Source organism: Streptomyces fumanus (assembly GCF_014655295.1).
Taxonomy (GTDB): Bacteria; Actinomycetota; Actinomycetes; order Streptomycetales; family Streptomycetaceae; genus Streptomyces; species Streptomyces fumanus.
On record NZ_BNBI01000003.1, the window covers coordinates 162112 to 179401 of the forward strand.

Annotated in this window: 13 protein-coding genes; 8 read left to right on the plus strand and 5 right to left on the minus strand. The window is 72.9% G+C overall.

Going from position 1 to position 17290, the window contains the following annotated elements; genetic code table 11:
* Positions 1-130 precede the first annotated feature (130 nt).
* On the minus strand, positions 131-418 hold the full coding sequence (locus tag IE316_RS07880) for an STAS domain-containing protein (RefSeq protein ID WP_190203425.1): 288 nt from the start codon (positions 416-418) through the stop codon (positions 131-133).
* Positions 418-4575, minus strand: coding sequence for a SpoIIE family protein phosphatase (locus tag IE316_RS07885; RefSeq protein WP_373311106.1), 4158 nt, complete (start codon positions 4573-4575; stop codon positions 418-420). Before IE316_RS07885 ends, IE316_RS07880 begins: the two co-directional genes overlap by 1 nt.
* 261 nt (positions 4576-4836) lie before the next feature.
* On the opposite strand from IE316_RS07885, the gene IE316_RS07890 reads away from it, so the two are divergent.
* Positions 4837-6153, plus strand: a complete 1317-nt coding sequence (locus IE316_RS07890; RefSeq protein WP_190203426.1) for a PP2C family protein-serine/threonine phosphatase — start codon at positions 4837-4839, stop codon at positions 6151-6153.
* Positions 6150-6506: an STAS domain-containing protein gene (locus tag IE316_RS07895; protein WP_190203427.1), complete on the plus strand. Its 357-nt coding sequence runs from the start codon at positions 6150-6152 to the stop codon at positions 6504-6506. The genes IE316_RS07890 and IE316_RS07895 overlap by 4 nt, the downstream gene beginning before the upstream one ends.
* Positions 6507-6543: 37 nt before the next feature.
* Here the strand turns inward: IE316_RS07895 and IE316_RS07900 are convergent, their stop codons facing one another.
* Both IE316_RS07900 and IE316_RS07905 read right to left on the minus strand, forming a co-directional pair.
* Entirely contained in the window at positions 6544-7317 is a 774-nt protein-coding gene (locus IE316_RS07900; protein WP_190203428.1) for a DoxX family protein, read from the minus strand.
* Positions 7318-7591: 274 nt separating this feature from the next.
* The gene (locus IE316_RS07905) at positions 7592-7897 is read right to left on the minus strand and encodes a hypothetical protein (RefSeq protein WP_190203429.1); all 306 of its coding nucleotides are present in this window, start codon (positions 7895-7897) and stop codon (positions 7592-7594) included.
* Positions 7898-8064: 167 nt separating this feature from the next.
* Here IE316_RS07905 and IE316_RS07910 point away from each other — a divergent pair, with 167 nt between their 5' ends.
* From IE316_RS07910 to IE316_RS07935, 6 genes are all read left to right on the plus strand, one after another.
* Complete coding sequence (locus IE316_RS07910; RefSeq protein ID WP_190203430.1) at positions 8065-8238, plus strand: hypothetical protein; 174 nt, start codon at positions 8065-8067, stop codon at positions 8236-8238.
* Positions 8239-8377: 139 nt separating this feature from the next.
* A complete protein-coding gene (locus IE316_RS07915) occupies positions 8378-8947 on the plus strand; it encodes a hypothetical protein (RefSeq protein WP_190203431.1) in 570 nt (189 codons plus the stop codon).
* 69 nt (positions 8948-9016) lie between these two features.
* On the plus strand, positions 9017-9778 hold the full coding sequence (locus IE316_RS07920) for a ZIP family metal transporter (protein WP_190203432.1): 762 nt from the start codon (positions 9017-9019) through the stop codon (positions 9776-9778).
* Between the two features lie 194 nt (positions 9779-9972).
* Positions 9973-11247, plus strand: coding sequence for a carboxylesterase family protein (locus IE316_RS07925; protein ID WP_190203433.1), 1275 nt, complete (start codon positions 9973-9975; stop codon positions 11245-11247).
* A 433-nt stretch (positions 11248-11680) separates the two neighbouring features.
* On the plus strand, positions 11681-12493 hold the full coding sequence (locus IE316_RS07930) for an SAM-dependent methyltransferase (protein ID WP_190203434.1): 813 nt from the start codon (positions 11681-11683) through the stop codon (positions 12491-12493).
* Positions 12494-12533: 40 nt separating this feature from the next.
* A complete protein-coding gene (locus IE316_RS07935; RefSeq protein WP_190203435.1) occupies positions 12534-15218 on the plus strand; it encodes a non-ribosomal peptide synthetase in 2685 nt (894 codons plus the stop codon).
* A 42-nt stretch (positions 15219-15260) separates the two neighbouring features.
* Here IE316_RS07935 and IE316_RS07940 read toward each other — a convergent pair whose 3' ends face one another.
* Positions 15261-16817, minus strand: a complete 1557-nt coding sequence (locus tag IE316_RS07940; RefSeq protein WP_190203436.1) for a hypothetical protein — start codon at positions 16815-16817, stop codon at positions 15261-15263.
* Positions 16818-17290 lie beyond the last annotated feature (473 nt).

Sequence of the window (17290 nt, forward strand, 5' to 3'; positions counted from 1 at the left end):
CGGCGGGAACAGCCGCTCCCGGCATTTTCACCACGCTGCCCCCGCTTCCTGGATCCGGTCCCTTCCATGGAAGCACACCGGACGGACGGCGCCGCTCCCCGGCCGCGCCCCCGCCCGGCCCGGGGCCGCGCTACAGGCCATGGACGGTGGTGAGGTCGCTCAGTCCCGAGATCGTCAGCACGGGCGCGAGCAGCGGCGTGGCCACCAGCTCCACCCGGTCGGCGTGGGCGAACAGGACGTTGAGGCCGGCGCTGTCCAGGTATTCGACCCCGGTGAGGTCGAGGAGGACCGGGCCCTGCTCGGCGTCGAGTGCCTCGGCGAGGACGTCCGTGTTGGTCATGTCGATCTCACCGACGGCGGTGAGCAGCAGGGTGCCGTCGGCCCGTCGGCCCGGGGTCAGGGTCAGGGGGGTGGTCATCACGCGATCCTCGTGTGCATCTGGACAGTGGTGCCGGCGGCGCCGGAGGTGACGGTGACGTGCTGCATCATCGCTTTCATCAGGGTCATGCCGCGGCCGCGGTGCGCGTTGGCCTCGGGCTGCGGTGTCTTCCACTGTCCGCTGTCGGTGATGACCAGGCGCAGATCGTCCACGTACGCCTCGGCGCGCAGCCGGACGATCTCCCCCGGGGAGTGGCGGTGGCCGTGCTCGATGGCGTTGGCGCAGGCTTCCCCGGCCGCGACCAGCACGTTCTGCGCGGTCTGCGGGGGGAGCTGGCAGCGTTCCAGCCAGGTCCGCAGGGCCTGCCGGACCGGCGCGAGCTGCGAGGACTCGGCGGGGAAGGCCACGTCCAGCGGTGCCGGGTGCCGGTACAGCAGCAGGGCGACGTCGTCGTCGTAGCCGTTCTCGGGTGCCAGCCGGGACATGACCTGGGTGGCGAGATCGTCGACGGCGGCGTCCCGGCCCTCGTGGACGGCCTCGCCGGCCTGGTCGATGCCCACGCTCAGCGGGCGCCGGCGGCGCTCGACGAGACCGTCGGTGTACAGCAGCAGGGTGGCGCGTGCCGGGATCGTGCACGTGCCCTCGGGGCGTACCCGGCCGGGCCGGACCGCCAGCGGCACGGACCGCCCCTCCTCCAGCAGGCGGGTGGTGCCGTCGTGGTGGACGAGGATGCCCGGCGGGTGCCCGGCGCTGGAGTAGGTCAGCAGACCGGTGTCGGGGTCGAGGACGCCGCAGAAGACGGTGGTGCACAGCGCCCCGGAGACGCCGGCGGCGAAGCGGTCGAGGGCCATCAGGGTCTGGGCGGGGCTGGCGTCCTGCAGCAGCAGCGCGCGGCAGGCGCTGCGGAGCTGGCCCATGACGCTGGCCGCCTCCAGTCCGCGGCCGACGCAGTCCCCGACGACGATGCCGATCCGCCCGTCGGGCAGCGCCACCGTGTCGTACCAGTCACCGCCGACCTCCAGTGGGCGGGTGGCCGGTTCGTAGCGGACGGCGAAACCGTCGGGCAGGTCGGAGGGGCCGAGGATGGCCCGCTGCAGGGCGATGGCGGTCTCGCGCTGCTGGTCGATCTGGTGGACCCGGACCAGGCCCTGGGCGAGGTGTCCGGCCAGCAGCGACAGCAGCAGTTGGTCCTCGTGCGTGAAGGGCCGGCCGGCCCCCAGCTCCACCCACAGCACCATCGGTCCCTCGGGGTGCTCCACGGCGATGGCCGCGCTGGTGTGGTCGGTGACCGGGGTCAGCGGCGGCCGCTCGCGCAGGGCGGTGAGCGCCTCGCGCCGGTCGGCGGGCAGCTCCCGCCAGTGCGGTGCGCTGCCGGTGCCGGTCACGGCGGGTTCCGTGTGGTGGCCGAAGACGACGGCCAGGACCTGCCGGGCCCGCCACAGCTCCTTCAGCTCGTTCAGGGCACCGGTGAGTGCCTCGGGCACGCTGGTGGCCTGGGACACCTTGAGGCTGAGCGCCGCCAGGGCGCTGTCCCGCTGGACCACGTAGTGCTCGGCGGTGACGTCCCGGAAGGTGCCGACGACCACGCGGTGCCCGGTGTCGGGGTCCTGGGCGTGGTTGAAGGCGACGTCGATCCAGAGCCGGTGCCCTTCCCGGTGGGTGACGGGGACCGTGTAGCGGCCGTGTCCTTCCGCCACCAGACCGGCGAAGGCGCGGGCGACCTGCTGGTGGCCCTCGGGGTCGCTGTCGGCCTGCGGCCACCAGGGGTGGATCGGCCGGTAGGGCAGGTCCTCGGGGCCGTAACCGAGGATGTCGGTGAACGCCGCGTTGATCTCCACGACCGCGCCCTGCTCGTCGCAGACGAAGAACGCCTCCTGGAGGGACTCGACCAGCGCGGTGCGCCAGCGGGCGTGGTGGGTGCGCAGCCGGGACAGCTCCACCGTGGCCCGTACCCGGGCCAGCAGCTCCGCCGCCGCGAACGGCTTGACGAGGTAGTCGTCCGCGCCGGCCTGCAGGCCCTCGATGGAGGCTTCCTGCCCGGCCCGCGCGGACAGCAGCATCACCGGTACGGCCGCGGTGCGCGGGTCGCCGCGCAGCTCGCGCACCAGGGACAGCCCGTCCAGGCGGGGCATCATGACGTCGCTGACCACGAGGTCGGGGGCGTCCGCGCGCACCGCCCGCAGCGCCTCCCGCCCGTCGGTGACCGCCTCGACCTGGTAGCCGGCGCCGCGCAGGATGCGGGTGAGGTACTCGCGCATGTCGGCGTTGTCGTCCGCGATCAGCACCCGTGCCGGTACCTCGGGGCCCGAGGGGTAGGGCGCGTCGCCGGTCTCCGGCACCGCCGGCGCCCCCGTGGCGGAGGTGCCGGCGGGCAGCCAGCGCAGCGCCTCCAGGACGTACGGCTCGGCGGTGGTCGAGGGGGCGGCGTCGGAGGCGGCCGGGGCCAGGGCGTCGTCCGGGAGGTGTCCGGTGCCGAAGGGCAGGCGGACGGTGAAGCGGGTGCCCTCGCCGAGCGTGCTGACGGCGGTGATCGTGCCGCCGTGCAGGCCGACGAGTTCCTTGACCAGGGCCAGTCCGATGCCGCTGCCCTCGTTGGAGCGCGAGCGGGCGGTCTCGATGCGGTGGAAGCGTTCGAAGAGCCTGGGCATCTCCTCGGCGGGCACGCCGATGCCGGTGTCGGCGATCGTGACCACGGCGTGGCCGTCCTCGGCACGGACCGCGACCCGGATGGACCCCTCGAAGGTGAACTTCAGCGCGTTGCTGAGCAGGTTGAGGACGACCTTCTCCCACATGCCGCGGTCGATGTGCACCGGCTCCGCCAGCGGGGGGCAGTCGACGTCGAAGGCGAGCCCGGCCTTGTCCACGGCCGAGCGGAAGACGCTGGCCAGCTCGGCGGTGACCGCCGACAGGTCGACCGGCTCGTACCGGGCCTGCATCCGGCCGGCCTCGATGCGGGAGAAGTCCAGCAGGCTGTTGACGAGCTTGCCGAGCCGGAGGCTGTTGCGGTGGATGGTGTCGAGTTCGTCACGCACCCGGGGGTCGCCCGCGGCGAACCGTGTGCGCAGCTCCTCCACCGGCCCCATGATCAGCGTGAGCGGGGTGCGGAACTCGTGGCTGATGTTGGAGAAGAACGCGGTCTTGGCCCGGTCCAGCTCCGCGAGCTCCTCGGCCCGGCGCTGCTGGGCCTCGTAGCTGCGCGCGCTGGAGATGCCGGCGGCGATGTGTCCGGCGACCAGTTCGACGAAGCCCCGGTAGCCCGGGTCCAGGTCCCGGTACCGGTTCAGTCCGGCCACCAGGAAGCCGTACGGGGCGCCGCCCTGTTGCAGCAGCGGTACGACGAGGGCCTCGGTGGGCGGCTGCGGCCGGCCGCCGGTGGGCAGCCCGGCGAACCCGTCGCCCTCCAGGGCCACGGTCACGGACTCACCCCGGGCCGGCGCGTCGACCGGCCAGGGCCCGGTCGTGCCCGGTGACAGGGTGGCGGGCGCGGCGGGGTGCGGGCCGGTCAGGCCGGCGGACGCCGCGAGCCGCGCGGTGCCGTCCGGCTCGAACAGGTAGGTCAGCGTGAAGGGGAGGTCGTGCAGGTTGCGGCCGAGCTGGTGCGCGGCGAAGGCCAGCATCTCCTCCTCGGTCCGTACGACGCTGGGGTCCGAGCCGAGGTCGCGCAGCGTCGTCATGCGCCGCCCGCCGATGACCCGCTCGGTCTCCTCGCTCACCACGCACAGCATGCCGACGACCGCGCCGGAGTCGTCCCGCAGCGGGCTGTAGGAGAAGGTGTGGTACGTCTCCTCCTCGTATCCCGCGCGCTTCAGGAAGAGCAGCAGCGCCTCGTCCCAGGTGGCCTCGCCGGTGCGCAGCACCGTGTCGATGCGCGGGCCGATGTCGTCCCAGATCTCCGCCCACACCTCGCTCGCCGGCCGGCCCAGGGCCCAGGGGTACTTCTGCCCGAGGGTGTCCCGGCGGTAGGCGGCGTTGCAGAAGAACGTCAGGTCGGGTCCCCACGCCATCCACATGGAGAACCGGGAGGAGAGCAGGATGCTCACCGCCGTGCGCAGGCTCTGCGGCCAGCTCTCCGGCGGTCCGAGCGGGGTCGCGGCCCAGTCGACCGCGGCCAGATCCCGGCCGATCTCCGGGTCGGCGGTGAACACCTCGGCCACCGCGGCCGGCGGCCGGCGCCCGGCGTCTGCAGAACCTGCCACAGGAAACCCTTTCGTCCACACCGCTCGGCCCGCGGCCGCCAGTCGGCCGCACCACCACCGTCACCGCCCCCGGGCCGGGACGGGGCGGGCCTCCCGCACCGGTCGACGGCCCGAGCGGCGCCACCCGCACGGCACGCCCCTTACCCCGGGTAGCGTGACCGTCCCCACCTCGCGCAAACGACCGCTTCGTAGGATAGACGGATCATCCGGGGGCATCAGCACCGGGCACGGGTGCACCATCACGCAGGAGGCCGCAGGGCTATGACACCGAATGCGCCAGCTCGTCTCCTGGCCCTGGCGTCCGACGGGGACAGACGCTCCGCCCCGGTCCGCGAGTATCCCGTCGCGGAGGCGTCGCCCAGTCCCGCCCTGGACCGGATCGCCGCGCTGGCGGCCCGGATCTTCGGCGCCCCGATGGCCGGCGTGACGCTCGGTGACCCCGACCGCGCGCGGCTGATCGCGTCCCACGGCCTGGCGGACACGGCCGAGGCGTTCCGCCTGCCGGGGCTGCCGGTCCTCGGCGGCCCGCGGCCGGAGGCGTTCATGGTCACCGACGCCCTCACCGATCCCCGTACCGCGGACCATCCCCTGGTACGCGGCGGCCTCGGCGTCCGGTTCTACGCCGCCGCGCCGATCGTCACCGCCGGGGGGCAGCGCCTGGGCACCGTCAGTGTGCTGGACACCCGCCCGCGCCATCCCGGCCGCGACCGGCTCGACGCCCTGCGGGACCTGGCGGCGCTGGCCATGGAGGAACTCGAGCTGCGCCTGTCGGCGGTGCGCACGGTGGCCGCCGAACGCGCCCGCCGCGCCGACGCCGAACGCCTGGCCCGCACCCTGCAGCGGACCCTGCTGCCGCCGACGCTGCCCTCGGTGCCCGGCCTGCGCTCGGCCGCCGCCTACCACACGGCCTCCCCGGACGAGGTCGGCGGCGACTTCTACGACCTGTTCCCCCTGGAGAACGGCCGCTGGGGCCTGTTCATCGGCGACGTGTGCGGCAAGGGCGCCGACGCCGCGGCACTGACCTCGCTCACCCGCTACACCCTGCGCGCCGCCGCCATCTACGACCCCGACCCCTGTGCCGTGCTGGCCAACCTCGACGCGGTGCTCAAAGGGGAGCAGCAGGACGGCGGACCGCGGCACTGCACCGCCCTGTTCGGTGTGCTGGAGCCGGCCCCCGGGGACGCCTTCACCGTCACGCTGGCCGGCGGGGGCCATCCCCCGGCCCTCGCGGTGCGCGCGGACGGTACGGTGGAGCCGATCTCCACGATCGGCGGACAGCTCATCGGCCTGCTGCCCGAGCCGCGCTTCGTCCGGACCACCACCCGTCTGGCTCCCGGTGAGTCGCTGCTGCTGTACACCGACGGTCTCGTCGAGGCCCGGACACCCGACGGCGACATGCTCGGTCAGGAGCGGCTCGCCCAGCACCTGGCGGCGGCCGGCGCGTCGTCGGCCGACCGGTTGCTGCACACTGTGAGCGGCCTCCTGGGCAGCCTGGGGCCGGGCGTCGGCGACGACACCGCGCTGCTCGCCCTGTCCGTACCCGTACCGCCCGCATCATCTCTTCAGGAGAACCGGTGACCGAGCCCACCCTGACCGTCGAACAGCAGATCCACCAGGCAGGTCCCGTCGTCCTGACGGTGACCGGTGAACTCGACCACCACACCGCCCCCCAGCTCTCCCAGGCGCTGGACCACGCCCCCCTCGGCGACGGCAGGGCCCTGGTGATCGACCTGTCCGGTCTCGCCTACTGCGACTCCACCGGCATCACCGTGCTGGTCACCGCCTACCACCGCGCCCAGTCCGCGGGCTCCTCGCTCAGCCTGGCCGGTCTCAGCCACGATCTCACCCGGGTCTTCCAGACCGTCGGCCTCGACCAGGTGTTCACCCTGCACCCCGGCCTCGACGACGCCCTCGCCGCGCTGCGCCCCTGACCTCCGGGGCCGAGGCGGGGGCTCCGCCGCCGGCCGGTCACATCTCGGGCACCGCCGAGGCGGCGGGCGCCGGTGCGGCGTCACCCGTCGCGGGGCGGGTCCCGGAACCGTGGCGGCGCTGGTGTGCCAGCAGTCCGAGGAACCCGGCGAGGAATCCGCTGATCAGCCCGGACACGGCGTGGTTGGCGGCGTTCGCCCCGGCGCTCGACGGCACCCCCACGGCCAGATAGTTGACCAGAGCGCTCATCACCGCGCCCATCACCCCGCCGATCGCTCCGCCGACGACCGAGGCGCGCATCGCGGACGGCCGACCGGAAGCCCGCCCGGGACGGCCCGGCACCGGCGCCTCGACACCGAGCACGCCGTCCAGCGCGAGCGGCCCCGGCCCGGCCAGCAGCACGACCAGGAACGCCGCCGCCATCATCAGCGGGAACTCGATCCCCGCCCCGCTCGCCGCCCCCTCCTGGGGTGTCATGAACCCGGTGTCCGCGTCGACCAGTGCCATCGCCAGACACAGATGGGCGGTCAGCAGCAGCGCGGTCAGCCGGGACAGCAGCCCGAGGACGAGGAAGACCCCTCCGGCCGTCTCCCCCACCGCGACCGCCCAGGCCGTCACGGCCGGTACGGGCACACCCATGCCCCCGAGGAACGCGCCGAACCCGGCCGGTCCGTCGACCAGCTTGTCGAGGCCGTGCACCGTCATGACGGCCCCGGCGGCGAGCCGTGCGACCGCCGGCGCCACGGACGGGAACCGATGGGCCGGGGCGACACCGACGGCACGTCTCAGGCTGTCCGACCGGTAAGCGGGCATGGCGGGTTCCTCTCCCACGGGTGACGGGTGCGTACGCCGGTACCGGCCCGGACGGTGCGGCGGGCAGGGCGGTGCCCCGGCGGACTCGACCGCGTGCCGCCGCGGCCGGGCGGGGCCGTTGACGTATGCGTCACTGTGCGGTGTGCCCGCGCCCGGGGGGAATCCCCCGGCGCATCGGAACCGCTGATGGCGCGCATCCACGGGGTGGATGGGGTGCCGTCGGGTCAGCGGCCCGGGTACGGGGTCCCGGCCCCGGCGCGGGGCGGTACCCGGCTCATGGGCGGGGGTTGGTGCGGGTCCACCGCGGGCGGGCGTCGCCGCCGCGGTGTCCGGCCACGGAGGCGCAGCGCCGGCACACCCGCTGCACCCGGTCGGCCGCGCCGCCGGATTCGGGGAAGATGTCGGGCCAGGTGACATGGGGGAAACGGATCAGTCGGGAACGGCTCAGCGAGAGTCCGCACACGGTCTCGTTCCGGCCCGGCTGCCAGGCGTGCACCTCACCGGAGGGCAGCCTGCGACGGCCCTCCTCCTCGTCGGTCCACTGGCCGGAAGCGGCGACGACGTACTGCTGGCGTTTCATGGTGCGGACCACCTGGCGATCATCATCCGGTTCCCCGTGCTTGCTCGTCCTTGGTCGGCGAGTGCCGCGCCGGCCGCTTCTCACACCTCCGCGCGGTGCCGACGGGGACGCGCATCCCCCGGCCCGCCCGGGGGACTCGGCAGGCAGTCCCCCGGAAAGGAACCGACATGTCCACTCCCCATGGCGACGAAGAGCTGTCCCACCCGCTGGAGCAGGTCACCGGCGAGAAGGACGTACCCCCCGAAGAAGAGGCGTCCGGAGGTGACGAGGGCGCCGCCGGCCGCGAAGGGCAGGCCGGCCAGGACACCGACGAGGCACACCCGGAGCAGGACGCGACCTGACGGCCGGGCCGCCGCCGGGCGGGCGGGCACGTGCGCGCCCGTCCGGCGCAGTCGTGCTGGCCGTGCGGCCGGGCCGAGGTCAGGGTGGAGGTGTCCGGCCGTTCCGCCGGCCTCTCCCCCTCACCGAAGGAGCACGGTCATGTCCGAGCGCAACACCCTCATCCGCAGCCTGCACGATCTGGGCCTGGCCGCGTGGTTCGGCGGCTCGCTCATGGGCGCCGTCGGCCTGAACGGCGCCGCCCACGACGAGGGCGGCACACAGACCGCCACCGACCGGATCTCCTCGTCGGGGTGGGCGAAGTGGACGCCCGTCAACGCCGCCGCGATCGGCGCCCACCTGTTCGGCGGCGGCGGTCTGCTCGCCGCGAACGCCCACCGGGTCGCCACCCAGCAGGGCGTGGCCGCCTCCACCACGGCCAAGACCCTCGTCACCGCCGCCGCCCTGGCCGCCACCGCCTACACCCGCGTCCTGGGCAAGAAGATCGAACTCGCCTCCTCCACCGACCCCTCCGACGTGGAGAAGGCGCAGCAGCACCCCGTCGACCTCGGCAAGGCACGGCGGCAACTGGTCTGCGCCCAGTGGGCGGTCCCGGCCCTGACCGGCTGCCTGGTCGTCCTCAACGCCCTGCACGGGGAGCAGCAGCGCCCGGTCGAGCAGGTCCCCGGCATGTGGCAGCGGGCCCGCTCCATGACCCACCTCACCTCCTGACCGGCCCGCGCGGCACACGGTGCCGCGCGGCCGGCCGATGACCTGGCCGATGGCGGGTACTGATCGGGCATGGCTGAAGTGGTGCAAGCAGGTCTGTGGGGACTGGTGGCGGGTTCGGCGCTGCTCCTCGGTGCGGCGGTCGGGTACGGGCTGCGGGTCCCGCAGAAAGTGGTCGCGACGGTGATGGCCTTCGGGGCCGGGGTGCTGCTGTCGGCGGTCAGTTTCGAACTGGTCGGCGAGGCGTACGAGCAGGGCGGGCTGGCTCCCGCGGCGATCGGTACGCTCTCCGGCGCCGTGGCCTATACGGCGGGCAACATCTGGCTGGCCCGCCGCGGCGCCCGGCACCGCAAACGCTCCGGCCACCACCCGGGCCGGGCGCAGCCCTCCGAGCAGCAGCAGAGCGGTTCGGGTCTCGCGATGGCCTTCGGTGCGCTGCTCGACGGGGTCCCGGAGTCGGCGGTCATCGGTGTGAGCCTGCTCGACGGCGGAGCGGTGAGCCTGGTGACCGTGGCGGCGGTGTTCATCAGCAATGTGCCCGAGGGCCTGTCCAGTTCGGCCGGGATGAAACAGGCGGGCCGCGGCAAGGCGTACGTCTTCGGGGTGTGGGGTGCCATCGCCGCGGCGAGCACCCTGTCGGCGGTCCTCGGCTACACGGTGGTCGGCGGCTTCTCCCCCGCGGTGATCGCCGCCGTGACCGCGGTGGCGGCCGGGGCGATCCTCGCGATGGTCGCCGACACGATGATTCCCGAGGCGTTCGAGGACGCGCACCTGGCCATCGGACTGGTCACGGTCAGCGGCTTCCTGGTCTCCTTCGCCCTCTCCCACACCTGACGGAAGCGCCGGAAGGCGAAACGGCGGACGGGTCGAGGGGCCCTCTGGTGCGACCTGGGTCGAGAGGGCCCTCTGGTGTGACCTGCTCATGACATTCATCCTGTACGTGGTGGGCCGCGGCCGGCTGTCCGGCGGCGGCCCGCCGAGTGCGACGCACAGTCCGCGATGAAGTCTGCGCACCCAAGGGAGCCCGCATGGCCACACGTATCAGCCGCCGCACCGTTCTGGCCGCAGGCGCGGGCGCCGCCGCCGGCCTGTCCCTGCCCGGCGTCGACGCGTATGCCGCCGACCGGAGGACCACCCGCGTGGGATACACCCTGAACGCCCAAGTGCTCGACGGCGGCGAACAGGTCACCTCGATCACCCTCAGGACCGCCCGGCTCGGCCCGGTCGACCCGGCCGGCCTGACCACCGGCACCTTCGGCGTGCACGCCCGGGCCACCAGCCCGATACCGCTCGGCGACGACGTCGTCTCCGGCACGTACGACGTCGACCGGACGGTGACCGCCGTCCGGCTCGACCACCGCGGCGACATCGTGCTCGACCTGAGCCACGGCGAGGGGCGGACCGGGGGCGGCACGCTGGGCTACCTCGCGGGCCGGGGCCGCAACGTGCTGCTCGACCTGGACTACACCCTCACCCAGCACGCGCCGATCCCCCTGCGCGGCCACCGGTCGGTCGTCATCGGCGAGTTCGTGCGGGAACCCGGGCTGTCCGACCGCGAGGTGGACGCGTTCAGCTCCCACGTCTCCGGCTCGGGCATGAAGTACCGGCTGTACTCACCCGCCCGCGCCCACTCCTCCCGGCGGAGCGGGCACCCGCTGATCGTCTGGCTGCACGGCGGGGGCGAGGGCGCCTCACTGCCCGACCACTACTACGACAACGAGACCACGCTGCGGGCCAACCGCGGCGCCCTGGGCTTCGCCACCCCCGAGGCGCAGCGCGTCTTCGGCGGCGCCTATGTCGTCGCCCCGCAGAGCACCTCGTACTGGATGGAGGACGGCCCCCGCTTCGCCCCGCTCATCCACGAGATCGTCCGCGAGGTCACCCGCGCCCACCGCGTCGACCGCGACCGGATCTATGTCGCCGGGTGCAGCAACGGCGGCTACATGAGCCTGAAGATGACCACCGTCTATCCCACCCTGTTCGCCGCGTCCGTGCCGATCTGCGGCGTCGTCACCTCGTTCCCGGCCGGGGGCGCGCCGCTGATCCCCGACCCCGAGCTGGCCCGGATCACCACCCCCACCTGGCTGGTCACCTCCCGGGACGACACCACGGTGGACCCGCGGGCCAACACCGTCCACGCGCACGAGCTGATCCCCGGCTCGCTGATGACGCTCTACGACGACGTGACCTGGAACGGCTACCGCTTCCCCGGCCACTGGTCGTGGATCTACGTCGCCCGCAACGACCCCCGCGTCGACGGCACCCGCATATGGCAGTGGATGGCCGCCCAGCGCCGGCACTGAGACCTCGGCGGACGGGCCGGCGGGTGACACACGGTGTCGCCCGCCGGCCCGTCCGTCGTTGCGGCGGCCACGGATCCGGCGCACGACGACGGTCGGCCGGCGGCCCCGCCAGTGCGCCGGTCACGCGCTCCGCCGACCGGATGCCCGCGGGCCCGTTTCCGGGCCGCGCGCCGGGAAGGGCGTGCCAGAGTAGTCCCGGACAATCCACCTCAAGGTGCTCGGCTCGTGCGGAATGCCACGCGGAGGACGACATGGCGGCAGCGGAAGACCCGGTGGGCGACACCCTCACCCGCGGGGACCGACGGCGCGAAGACCTCGCCGTCCACCACGGGACGTCAGGCGTCCGCCACGGGACCCCAGACGTCCGCCATGGAACCTCAGGCGTCCGCCACGGAACCTCAGGCGTCCGCCACGGGACCTCAGGGGAGCGTCGATGGACGTGACGGCTGTGGCCGTGGCCGCCTCGCGGGCCATCGAGACCGACGGGAACCATCCGCTGTTCGAAGACGACTTTGCCGCGGAGTTCGTCCGGGCCGCGGGTCTGTCCGAGGTGTTCCCGGTCAGCCACACCCAGATCGGGCGACGCGAGGACGCCGAGAACCTGCGGGCCCTGGCCCGGGTCACCGCGTTGCGCACCCGGTTCCTGGACGACTACTTCGCCGAGGCCGCGCTGGACCAGGTGGTGCTCCTGGCGGCGGGGCTGGACACCCGGGCGTTCCGGCTCGCCTGGCCCGCCGGGTGCACCGTGTTCGAGATCGATCACGGCCCGGTGCTGGACTTCAAGCAGACCGTGCTCGACGACGCCGACGCGCGCGCGAGGTGCGACCGGCGCCCGGTGCCGGTCGACCTGCGGACGGACTGGGGCGGCGCGCTCCTCCGGGCCGGGTTCAATCCACGGCGGCCCACGGCGTGGCTGGCCGAGGGCCTGCTGCCCTTCCTGCCGCCGGCCGCCGAGGAGAAGCTGCTGGACCGGACGGACGAACTGTCGGCGCCCGGCAGCACGATCGCGGTCTGGGCGACGGCCGCGGACATCCGCGGCGCCGACGCGGCCGTACGGTCGACGATCGCCGGCTTCGGGATCGACATCGACCGCATCACCCACACCGAACCACGCCGCGACGCCCGCGCACACCTGGCGTCCCTCGGCTGGACGGTGACCGAGTCCACCGTGGACGAACTGGGTGAACGCTACGGGCGCCCGCAGCGCCACCACCCGGTCACCTTCTTCACCGCGACACTGGCGTGAGGCCGGCGCGGACCAACCGGCAAGCACGAAGCGGGGAACCATGCAAACGCGGAACATCGGCCGGCTGCTGGCAGACGCGGCGCGGTCCCACCCGACCGCCACGCTCCACTACCACGGCGCCACCGGCGTGCGGCGCAGCGGCTACCCGGAACTGCTGGACGAAGCGCTCCGCGCGCTGACCGGCCTGCGCCGGCACGGTCTGCGCCCGCACGACACCGTCCTGCTGCTCCTGGACGAGGCCGGGTCGTTCCTCCCGGCGTTCTGGGCCTGCGTGCTCGGCGGCTTCGTCCCCTGCCCGCTCCCGCCCGGCGCCAAGGACGCCGACCGGGACCACCACCGGCACCTGCACGAACTCCTGGACCGGCCGCTGCTCGTGGCCGACGAGCGGCACCCCCTGCCGGACGTGCGCGTCGCCCCGTACGAGGAGCTGGCGCGCCACGAACCGGCGACCGGCACCTACGACGCCGGTCCGGAGGAGGTGGCCGTCCTGATGCCGACCTCCGGATCGACCGGCCGGCCCAAGGCGGTGATGCTCACCCACGGCAACCTCCTGGCGTCGATGCCCGCCAAGAACGGCTTCCACCGGTTGACGCCCGCCGATGTCTCGCTCAACTGGATCGGCTTCGACCACGTCGCCGCGCTGCTGGAGTGCCATCTGCTGCCGCTCTTCGCCGGGGCCTCGCAGGTGCATGTGCCGCCGTCGGCGATCCTCGACCAACCGCTCGACTTCCTGCGTCTGATCGCCCGGCACGGGGTGACGGTCACGTTCTCCCCCAACTTCCTGCTGGGCCTGCTCAACGCGGACCGGTACCGGCTCCCCGACGACGTGGACCTCTCCTGCCTGCGGCACATCGTCAGCGGCGGCGAGGCCGTGCCGCTCGCGACCGGGACCGCGTTCCTGGAGAAGTTCGGGCTGCCCCACGGCGTGCTGTGGCCCGCGTTCGGCATGACCGAGACCTGCGCGGGCAGCGTGTACTCGCTCGACTTCCCCGACGCGGACCGAGGGCAGGAGTTCGCCGCGGTGGGCCGTCCGGTGGAGAACCTGGACATGCGGATCTCCGACGACGGCGAACTGCAGCTCCGCGGGCCGATGATCACGCCCGGCTACTACCGGAACGAGGAGGCCACGAGGGCGGCGTTCACGGCGGACGGGTGGCTGCGCACCGGCGACACCGGGCGGATCGACGACGGGCGGCTGACGCTGCTCGGCCGGAACAAGGACAGCATCATCGTCAATGGCGTCAACTACTACAGCCACGACATCGAAACGGTGCTGCACCAGCTCGACGGCATCGTCCCGTCGCACATCGCCGCCTTTCCGATCCGGCCGCCGGGCAGCGACACCGAGCAGCTCGTCGTCGCCTTCCACCCGGCCACCGACGACGACCGGGCGCTGTTCGGCCTGCTGACCGCCGTCCGCAGCACCGTCGTCATGCACTGGGCGTTCCGGCCCGCGCTCGTCCTGCCCCTGCCCCGCGAGGAGTTCGTCAAGAACAGCCTCGGCAAGATCTCCCGGTCGGCGCTGCGGGCCAAGGTGGAGGCCGGCGAGTACGCCGACGCCATCGCGCGCGCCGCGGACCTGGTGCGGCGCCACCGGGGGGCGTACGCGCCACCGCGCACACCGACCGAGGAAGCCCTCGTCGGGATCTACGCCGAGCTGTTCGACATGGCACCGGACGACATCAGCGCCACCGCCGACTTCTTCGACCTCGGCGGCACCTCACTGGACGTGCTGAAGCTGCGCCGCGCCGTCAGCAGCCGTCTCGGGGTGCCGGACCTCGAGACCAGCACGCTGCTGACCGCGCCCACCGTACGCGCGCTCGCCGAGCACCTCACCGGCGGCGCCCGGGGCTACGACCCCGTCGTGCCGATGCGCGACGACGGCGACCGGACGCCGCTGTTCTGCGTGCACCCCGGCGCGGGCGAGGTGCTCGCGCTGCTGGACCTGAGCCGGTACTTCGCCGGCGACCGGCCCTTCCACGCGCTGCGCGCCCGGGGGTTCGGCGAGGGCGAGGCGCCGTTCACGTCGCACGCCGAGCTGCTCGCCACGTACACCGCGGCGATCCGGGCCCGGCAGCCGCACGGCCCGTACGCGCTCGCCGGCTACTCCTCCGGCAGCATCGTCGCCTTCGCCCTGGCGCAGGAGTTGCAGTCCCGGGGCGAACGGGTGGCGTTCTTCGGCGCGATCGACTTCCCGCCGCTGCTGCGCCCGCTGCTGCCCGGCCTCGACTTCCCCGTCACGATCTCGGTGCTGGCCCTCTTCCTCGGCCTGATCACACCGGAGCAGTCACGGGCACTGCCCGACAAGCTGCGCGGCCTGCCGCCCGAAGACCAGCTCGCCGAGGTGATCGGCTCGGCGTCGGAGCGGCGGCTGGCCGAACTCGACATGGATCTCCAGAAGTTCACGGACTGGATGATGCTGGCCGAGTCCCTGAAGGCGGTCCGGGCCGAGTACGAACCGAGCGGGACGGTACCGGAGATCACCGTCTTCCACGGCGCCGAGCCCCCGCCGCTGCCGATGTTCGACAAGCTGCCGGCCGAGGAGGCCCGGGCGCTCTGGCTCGACCTCCTGCGCGACTGGGACAAGTTCTCCGACCGGCCCGTGCGGTACGTCCAGGTCCCCGGCGAACACCACATGCTCACCACCCGACCCCATGTGATCACCCTCCAGGCCCGACTGCGCCGAGCGATCGACCGCTGCCTGGGCGACACTCCCCCGGCCTGACCCCGGCCCGCATCGGCATCCTTCCCGCGGCGGGGTGAGGCCCTAACGTCGCCTGCGCTGTCCACTCTGCTGCTGGGGCCACTGCGAACCGGACGGTCCATGGTGCCCCCGGGTGCCAACGGCGCCCTGCAGCGGGCCACTGGGGTTGTAACTGCCGGCGCCCTGCGAGCCGACGGGATTCATGGCGGCGGGGCCCGGCTGGTCGGTGGGCCCGTAGGACTGGGCGTACTGGGCGTACCGAACATCCTGGAGGCCGTAGCTCGGGGTGAACTGGATGTGGCCAGTACCCCATGACGTGGTGGCGGACGAGGTGCCGTAGGGATTGGGCGCGTACGAAGCGGTACCCGCGTACGAAGCGGTTGCCGGGTACGACGCGGTTCCCGGGTACGACGCGGCGCTGAAGTCCGAAGCGGAAGCCCCGTACTGCTCGTCCGACGGGTGGTGCGTGTCGGCCGACGAGTCGGACGAGTACGCTGCGGAGGTCGGTGACTGTATCGCGGATTCGGGTTGGATCTGGAAGCCGTTGTCGAGGTGGGCGGTGAACGCCGCCGGGCTCAGGGGGTGGCCGTAGCCCTGAGTCACGTCGTCGCTGTCACTGTCGCTGTTGGGAACGGTGCTCGTGCTGGTGATGTGGTAAGTCTCCTCCCCGACTCCTTCGAGTCGCATCCTCTCCATGGCCGCGTCCAAGCTGATGGGGTCCCGGAGGGGGGGAGCGTCCGGGAGCGGGTGGCGCAAGGTCTCCATCGCCTCCCTGCGGAGGTCCCGCCCGTCGGCGATCTGGCTGTAAGTGACGGAGCCGGTCTGGATGTTGTCGAGCCCATAGGTCTGCGGGTTCGTGACCCTGGCCTGCAGCGGCCACGTGTCGATGTGTGCTGACTCGGGACGGTTCGGCGGTCCGATGATGACCATCGCATGTCCGGGCTCAAGGTCCGCACGCGTCACCTGGGTTCCCTCGAGCCTCATGTTCGCTTCCGTGAAGGCGTAGGCACTCTGGTCGTCGCAGGCGCCGGCTTTGGCGTGTGCCGCGAGCACCGCGGTCTGGCCCAGCCACGTCGGCATGTCGGCGGTGGGCACCCTGATGTCCTCGTTGAACAGGACCTCCAGCGCGTCATAGCTTTGACCACCGCTGTTGGCGATGTCGCTGATCTGGTTGGACGCGAACGGAACGGCCTCCATGGTGTCTTCGGTGATACTCCTGGCGTATTCGCGGCGCGCCCGGTACAGCTCCTTTTCCTGTTTCGGTATCGACTTGAGAAGCCGACGGTCCGCACTCAGGCTCTCCCGGTCCCTGCTGCTGCGCGCTCTTCCCTCGGCGTTGCGGAGGATCTCGAGCACCGTCTCCCGGTCGGTCTTCTGGCCGGCTCTCAGCTCCCGGAACCTCTGGTCACCCTCCGGATTCCCCTTGGCCCAGCCGATTCCCCTCTGCTCGAAGGCGTCCAGCTCGATGAGCCTGTCGATGGCGGCGGTGAAGTTGGTCCTCTCTTCCGGGCGGTTCCTGAGCCGGTCCCGTACGCGCTGCCGGATATGCGGAAGCTGAGCACGGTCTTGATCCAGCTTCCGTTGCATCTCGACCATCTGAGCCGGGGTCGCGTTCGGCACAGCCGTCTCCTTTCATCCCCATCTGGTCCTAGAACTACGGTGGGGGCCACCGAGGGGTTCAACGCGACGCGTGTTGTTCTCGCCGAGCCTCTGTGGGCGGCTACGGCGTATGCCGTCGTTCCTGGGAGGCATGCCGCAAGCGTGTGGCTGCCATTCGTGTCCCGGGCGATGTCCGCCCTGATTCGCCCTCATGTGCCCTGCGTGGCGGTCCCGCGCCGCTCCGCCGGTTTCCGCTGACTTCCTCCGCGGCCCGGTCGACCGGGAGGGCCTGACCACCGCCCGCGCCTTCACCGAGTCCGGGGCCGCCGTGGTCCTGGCCAACTGTGTCCACGACGGCGTCGCCGACGGCGGACACCGGGCGCAGCGGCCCGCCGGGTCGCGAACGCAACGGAAGCGCGCCCGACCCGCTCCCGGCCCCCGGGCGCGCCGGCCGGCTGAGCTGGGGCCGTTCGTATCGCTGCGTGGTTCCTCTG

Bases quoted from the DNA above. Each gene is read 5' to 3' on its own strand.
- IE316_RS07880 (WP_190203425.1), bottom strand. From the start codon at position 418: ATGACCACCCCCCTGACCCTGACCCCGGGCCGACGGGCCGACGGCACC.
- IE316_RS07890 (WP_190203426.1), top strand. From the start codon at position 4,837: ATGACACCGAATGCGCCAGCTCGTCTCCTGGCCCTGGCGTCCGACGGG.
- IE316_RS07900 (WP_190203428.1), bottom strand. From the start codon at position 7,317: ATGCCCGCTTACCGGTCGGACAGCCTGAGACGTGCCGTCGGTGTCGCC.
- IE316_RS07905 (WP_190203429.1), bottom strand. From the start codon at position 7,897: ATGAAACGCCAGCAGTACGTCGTCGCCGCTTCCGGCCAGTGGACCGAC.
- IE316_RS07910 (WP_190203430.1), top strand. From the start codon at position 8,065: ATGTCCACTCCCCATGGCGACGAAGAGCTGTCCCACCCGCTGGAGCAG.
- IE316_RS07915 (WP_190203431.1), top strand. From the start codon at position 8,378: ATGTCCGAGCGCAACACCCTCATCCGCAGCCTGCACGATCTGGGCCTG.
- IE316_RS07920 (WP_190203432.1), top strand. From the start codon at position 9,017: ATGGCTGAAGTGGTGCAAGCAGGTCTGTGGGGACTGGTGGCGGGTTCG.
- IE316_RS07925 (WP_190203433.1), top strand. From the start codon at position 9,973: ATGGCCACACGTATCAGCCGCCGCACCGTTCTGGCCGCAGGCGCGGGC.
- IE316_RS07930 (WP_190203434.1), top strand. From the start codon at position 11,681: ATGGACGTGACGGCTGTGGCCGTGGCCGCCTCGCGGGCCATCGAGACC.
- IE316_RS07935 (WP_190203435.1), top strand. From the start codon at position 12,534: ATGCAAACGCGGAACATCGGCCGGCTGCTGGCAGACGCGGCGCGGTCC.